Annotated in this window: 5 protein-coding genes; 2 read left to right on the forward strand and 3 right to left on the reverse strand. The window is 71.4% G+C overall.

The features are described from left to right. On the forward strand, positions 1–703 hold a 703-nt coding region (locus Q2100_RS19805; RefSeq protein ID WP_302915435.1), incomplete at its 5' end, for a fumarylacetoacetate hydrolase family protein. A 184-nt stretch (positions 704–887) separates the two neighbouring features. Then, on the forward strand, positions 888–2,066 hold the full coding sequence (locus Q2100_RS19810) for a cytochrome P450 (protein WP_302915436.1): 1,179 nt from the start codon (positions 888–890) through the stop codon (positions 2,064–2,066). Positions 2,067–2,088: 22 nt separating this feature from the next. On the opposite strand, the gene pheT is transcribed toward Q2100_RS19810, so the two are convergent. The 3 genes from pheT to Q2100_RS19825 form a co-directional block, all read right to left on the reverse strand. Then, the gene (gene pheT, locus Q2100_RS19815) at positions 2,089–4,587 is read right to left on the reverse strand and encodes a phenylalanine--tRNA ligase subunit beta (RefSeq protein WP_302915437.1); all 2,499 of its coding nucleotides are present in this window, start codon (positions 4,585–4,587) and stop codon (positions 2,089–2,091) included. Beyond that, on the reverse strand, positions 4,587–5,621 hold the full coding sequence (gene pheS / locus Q2100_RS19820; RefSeq protein WP_302915439.1) for a phenylalanine--tRNA ligase subunit alpha: 1,035 nt from the start codon (positions 5,619–5,621) through the stop codon (positions 4,587–4,589). The genes pheT and pheS overlap by 1 nt, the downstream gene beginning before the upstream one ends. Positions 5,622–5,712: 91 nt before the next feature. After that, positions 5,713–6,528, reverse strand: an 816-nt coding sequence (locus Q2100_RS19825) for an adenylate/guanylate cyclase domain-containing protein (protein WP_302915438.1), incomplete at its 5' end; no start/stop codon positions are given.

Genomic DNA, 6,528 nt, shown 5'->3' on the forward strand with positions numbered 1-6,528 from the left:
ACTCGCCGCCGCCGTGGCCGCCGGCGTCTCCGACGACGCGTGTGCCGACCCCGCCGCGCCGGTGCTCGCGCCGTGGACACGCCCCCGCAAGATCCTCGGCATCGGGCTGAACTACGGCGCACACGCAGGCGATCTCGGCGAGCAGGCCCCGCGCACGTCGCCGGCGTCGTTCATCAAGGGCGACCACACGATCGTCGGCCCGGGAGAGCCGATCGTGGTGCCGCCCGGGATCGGCAAGGTGACCTCGGAGGCGGAACTCGGACTGGTGATCGGGCGGACGTGCTACCAGGTGGGTGTCGAGGAGGCGCTGTCGTACGTGGCGGGCGTGGTGCCGGTGCTCGACCAGACCGCCGAGGCCGTGCTGCTGGAGAACCCGCGCTACCTCACCCGGGTGAAGAACTACCCGAGCTTCTTCTCGTTCGGCCCCGACCTCATCACCATGGACGAGGTGCTCGCCCACGGGCCGCTGGCGGACCTGCGCGTCGCGACCATCCACAACGGCGCGGTGCACCGCAAGGACACCGTGTCGGGGATGACGTTCTCCCCCGCCGAGCTGCTCAGCTTCCACAGCCAGGTGATGCCGTTCTACCCGGGCGACATCCTGTCGACCGGTACTCCCGGCGCGGTCGGCATCGAGGCGGGCGACGTGGTGCGGTGCGAACTCGGCGACGGCCTCGCCGACCTGACCAACCCGGTGCAGTAGCCGCACCTGTCGCGCCGCGAGTGTGAACGTCACGACGCATTCGGGCTGAAATCGTCGTGACGTTCACACTCGCGACTTCCGCTCAGCAACTTGTTGAGTCGTCAAGCGGTCCCGTCCTCTTCTGTCCATTGCCGGCCGCCGACCGTCGTCGCGGCCGGACAATAGGGGCGACGGAGGAGGCGCCATGGCGACATCGGTCGACCTGACGGGATCGTTCACCACCGACATGCACCGGGTACTGCGCGAGGCGGCCCAGCACGGGGCACTGGCCGCCGACGAGGTAACCGGAGCCACCGTCGTCCTGCGCCACGACGACGTCGAGTCGCTGGCACACGACCCGCGGCTCAACGGAATCGGGCTGACGCTGTTCGACGTCATGGGTATCACCGACGGTCCACTGCGCGACTGGTACGGCCGGTTGATGTTCACCACAGAAGGCGACTACCACCGGCGGATACGTTCCCTGGTCTCGAAGTCCTTCACACCGCGATCGGTCGCGGCGTTGCAGTCCACCGCGACCGCCATGGCCGAGGAGGCGGCCGGCACGGTGCGCGACGGTGGCGACCTCGTCACGGCGTGCTCGCAACTGGGCACCCGGCTGATCTGCCGTCTGCTCGGCGTACCCGACGCCGATGTGGCGGTGTTCGCCCGATGGGCCGACGCGCTGAGTCCCGTCTTCTTCGTGATGACCGCCGAACAGGTCGCGGCCGCGACCACCGCCATCATCGAATTGCACAGCTACGTCGACGAATTGACGGCCCGCCGGGCGCAGGACCCCGGACCCGATCTCATCACCGCCCTGCTGGCCGCGGAGGCCGACGGTGAACGCCTCACCCACGACGAGACGGTCACGATGATCGCCAATCTCCTGGTGGCCGGTCACGACACCACCGGAAGCCAGATCCCGTGCAGCCTGCTGGTGGCGCTGCAGTACCGCGACGAGATAGCGCGCGACGACGACGTCCTGATGGCGAGCGCCGTCACGGAGACGATCCGCATGGAGCCCAGCATCCCGCTGATCCCACGCACCGCTGTGGCGCCGATCGAGATGTATGGGGTGTCGCTTCCGGCCGGCTCGATGGTGTTTCTGTGCATCGCCGCCGCCTGCCGCGACGAGACAGCCTGGCACGACCCGGATCAGTTCGACGCCGCCCGCTTCACCCGGCCGGACACGCCCAAGCTGGTGAACTTCGGCGCCGGGGTGCACTACTGCCTAGGCACGGCACTGGCGAAGGTGACCGTGCACGAGTGTGTGAGATCGGTTCTCGCCGTTGATCCGCCGCTGCGGCTGACGGAGAACCCGGAGGAGATCCCATGGCGTCAGGTGCTGGGCCGCAGCCCGGCGCGCCTACTGGTGGCCTGAGACTCGCGCCACCGGGCACAGCTCAGCGGCGCTGCACCGCGCCGACCCGCTCGGCAGCCACCGCGACGGCGGCGTCACGGGCCGCGCTGGCCTCGTCCTCGGTGAGCGTTCGGTCGGTGGCGCGGAATCGTAGGGCCAACGCCAGCGACTTGCGGCCGTCGCCGACCTGCGGGCCGGTGTAGACGTCGAACAGCCGGACGTCCTCCAGCAGCGGGCCGCCGCCGGCACGCACCGCAGCGATCACGCTCTGCGCCGCGACGTCCTCTCCGACGATCAGGCTGACGTCCTGGAACACCGCCGGGAACGGCGACACCGACGGGGCGGGCAGCGATTCCACGATCGGCACCGCGTCGAGGTCGAGTTCGACCGCGCACGCCCCCCTGGGCAGGCCGGCCCGCTCGATCACCGCGGGATGCAGCTGACCGGCGTGGCCGACGACCACGCCGTCACTGATGTCGCCGACCAGGATCTCGGCACACCGGCCCGGATGCCAGGGCAGCCGCTCACCGGACCGCAGCGCGAAGTCCACACCTGCGGCCCGCCCGATGGCGCGCACCGCCTCGAAGGCGTCGGCCGCTTCGACCGCCCGGCCGGGACCCCAGGGCCCTGCCGGTTCGCGGAGACCAGCAAGCACGACGGCGACGTGCTCGGGCTGACGTGGCAGCGACGCGTCGAGAACCGCGATCTCCTCGGCGGTGGGTCGCCGGTCGGTGGGGATGCGGTCGACCGCACGGGTGTTCTCCGTCGGCTCCACCACCTGGGCCACGGCGAACAGCCCGACGTCGACCGTACCGCGGGACACGTTGCGGCTCAACGTCTCCAGCAAGGCGGGAAGCAGGGTGGTGGCCAGGTGCGGCCGGTCGGTCTCCAGGGGGTTGAGCACCTCGGTGGTGCGCCGTCGCGGGTCGTCGGCGGCCAGCCCCCACTGATCGAACACCCCGGCGGGCAGGAACGGCGACGGCAGGATCTCGACGAAACCGGCGAGCGCGAGCGACGTGCCGACCGCCCGGCGCCGCTTCTGGATCGGCGTCAGGCCACGGCCGGGCGGCGCGGCGGGCAGCACCGAGGGGATCACTTCCAGACCTTCCAGCCGCAGCACCTCCTCGACGAGGTCGGCCGGTTCCCGCAGGTCGGGCCGCCAGCTCGGCGGGGTCGCTGTGAGCCGACCGCCGTCGACGGTCACGTCGGCGCCCACCTGGGTGAGCCGGCGCGGCGTGGTGCCCTCGGCGTAGTCGACGCCGGCGATGCGATCGGGCAGGTCGACCGCCATGCTCACCGCGGGCTGGGCCCAGTCCTCGCGCGGCGGATCACCACGCCAGTCGGTCAACGTGGGTTCGACTGTGCCGTGCGCGATCTCGGCCAGAAGCGCGGCGCAGCGGTCGAGCGCGGCGACGGAGATCGCCGGATCGACCGAGCGTTCGTAGCGCCGGCCGGCCTCGCTGGCCAGCCGCAGCCGGCGCTGGGTCCGCGACACCGCGGCCGGGTCCCACACCGCGGCCTCGAGCAGCACGTCGGTGGTGGTGTCGCGGACCTCGGTGGTGCCCGCACCCATCACGCCGCCGATCGCAGCGGTCGCCGCGTCGTCGACGATCAGCACGTCACCCGCAGCGAGGGTGCGCTTCACGTCGTCGAGGGTGACCACCGTCTCCCCCGCACGGGCCGCCCGGACCTCGAGGCCGCCGTTGATCAGGCTGCGGTCATGAGCGTGCATGGGATGGCCGAGTTCGAGCATCACGTAGTTGGTGACGTCGACCGCAGGCGAGATTGCCCTGATCCCGCAGAGGATCAGCCGGCGCTGCAGCCACCACGGCGACACCGCCGCCGGGTCGATGCCGGTGACCGGACGCAGACCGAAGCGCACCACGCCGGTGTCGGGCTGGACGGTCAGCGGCCACGCCTCACCCTCGACGGGCAGCGCAGGCACGTCGGCGGGATCGGCGTAGGGCAGGTCATGGGCACAGGCGATCTCGCGGGCCATCCCCCGAACCGACAGGCAGTAGCCGCGATCGGGTGTGATCGCCAGGTCGAACACCACGTCGTCGAGGCCGAGCACCTCGACGGCATCGGCTCCGGGCGCCGCCGTACCCGGCGGCAGCACCAGGATCCCGGCCTGGTCGGCGCCCAGCCGCAGTTCGGAGGTCGAACAGATCATGCCGTCCGACGTCCGGCCGTAGGTCTTGCGGGTGGCGATGCTGAAGTCGCCGGGCAGCACCGTGCCCGGCAGCGCGACCACGACGAGGTCGCCGACAGCGAAATTGGTAGCGCCGCAGACGATGTCGCGCAGCTCCGGCTCACCGACGTCGACCTTCACCGCCCGGATCGGCTTCTTGAACTCGGTGAGCTCCTCGATCTCGGCGACACGGCCGACGGTGAGCGGACCCGTCACCGGACCGACCGGGATGATCCCCTCGACCTCGTGACCGATCCGGATGAACGTCTGCTCGAGTTCGTCGGGCGAGGCCTCCCAGTCCGGGGCACCGGCGCGGACCACCTCGCGCAGCCAGCTGTACGGGATGCGCATCAGACGCCGACCCCGAACGGCAGCGAGAACCGGACGTCACCCTCGACCATGTCGCGCATGTCGGGAATGCCGTTGCGGAACTGCAGGGTTCGCTCAAGTCCCATGCCGAAGGCGAACCCGGAGTAGACGTCGGGGTCGATCCCGCAGGCGCGCAGCACGTTCGGGTTCATCATGCCGCAGCCGCCCCACTCCACCCAGCCGGCGCCGCCCTTCTTGCCCTCGAACCACACGTCCACCTCACCGGAGGGTTCGGTGAACGGGAAGAAGTGCGGCCGGAACCGGGTGCGCCCCTGCGGCCCGAACAGCGCCCTGGCGAACGCGTCGAGGCTGCCGCGCAGGTGCGCCATCGTCAGCCCCTTGTCCACCGCCATCCCCTCGACCTGATGGAAGACCGGGGTGTGGGTGGCGTCCAGCTCGTCGGTGCGGAACGTACGGCCGATCGAGATGATGTACACCGGGAGCTCGCGTTCCAGCAGCGCCCGGACCTGCACCGGCGAGGTGTGCGTGCGCAGCACCTGGCGCGAGCCGTCCGGCGCTATGTGGAAGGTGTCCTGCTCGCTGCGCGCGGGATGGTCGGGCGGGAAGTTCAGCGCGTCGAAGTTGAACTGCTCGGTCTCGACCTCGGGGCCCTCGGCCAGTTCCCAGCCCATCGCGACGAAGGTGTCGGCGATGTGGTCACCCAGGATGGTGATCGGATGCCGGGCGCCGACGGGCTGCCGCGTCGAGGGCAGCGTCACATCGATGCGCTCTGCGACCAGCACCGCGGCGTCCCGTTCGGCGCGCAGCACGGCGAGACGGTCGTCGTAGCTGCGCTGCGCCTCGGTCCGCGCGACGTTGACCCGCTTGCCCGCGTCGGCCCGCTCGGCCTTGGGCAGCCCGCCGAGCGCCTGGCGGGCCAGCGCGATCGGGGCGCGGTCGCCCAGGTGTTCGGTCTTGGCCCTTGCCAGCGCATCGAGGTCGGCGGCCAGCTCGAAGGCGCGCCGGGCAGCGCTGACCGCCTCGGTCAGCGCTTCTTCGGACAGGGTTTCGGCCACGTGATCGGGCTGCTCGGCCACCCGGCGATCATAGGGGATCACCGGATCGGCCCCCGCGCCCGTCAGGTGCGCCCGCCCAGCCGCAGTCCGGTCAGTCGTCGGCCGGTTCGTCGGCGGGTTCGTGGCCCCTGCGGCTGCGCAGCCGGTACATGGACAGATCGGACGGAACGCCGTCCGGTTTGGTGGTGAAGATCGGCCTGCGCTGCCGCTTCACCGTGACACCGAGCGCGTCGAACTCGTCGTCGGGAATCCGCTCCAGCGTGGTCTGCGAGACGACCAGCCCGCCTCGGGTCGCCCGGTCCATCGCCCTCGCGGCGATGTTGACGTCCACGCCCAGCCAGTCCGAGCCGATGCGCTGGGGCCGGCCGGTGTGTACGCCCGCACGCATCCGCGGGGTGTAGCCGTCCACCTCGACGGCCCTGGCCGCCTCCATCGCCGTGATCGTCGCGCGCACCGCCACGACGGGGTCGGTGAACACGGCCATCATGCCGTCGCCCATCCGCTTCACGATGTGACCGCCCGCCTCGAGCAGCGGCGGCTCGGCGACCTGCGCGACACGCCTCAGCAGGCGCAGCGTGGCGTCATCGCCGGCGCGCAGCGACCACGGCGAGAACCCCACGAGGTCGGTGAACACCAGCGTCACCTCGCGGTTCGCCGGCTTGCCCGACACCCGTTCGGTCAGCGCCTGCCACACCTGCAGGGCGCCGAGGCTGACCTCGCGCGTCGCGGCGTCGCGGTCGAGCAACCGGTCCGCGACGCGCGCGGCGGCGCGGGGGCCGCCCACCCCGGCGGCCGACAGCGGATCACCGAACTCCGGATCGCCGGGCAGCGCGCGCCGGGCGCGCTTCACGACGTTGATGAGGCCCGGGCTGTGGTTGGTCCTGCGCAGCCATCCGCGCGGTCCCGA

It is taken from the genome of Mycolicibacterium arseniciresistens (genome assembly GCF_030519285.1).
Lineage (GTDB): Bacteria > Actinomycetota > Actinomycetes > Mycobacteriales > Mycobacteriaceae > Mycobacterium > Mycobacterium arseniciresistens.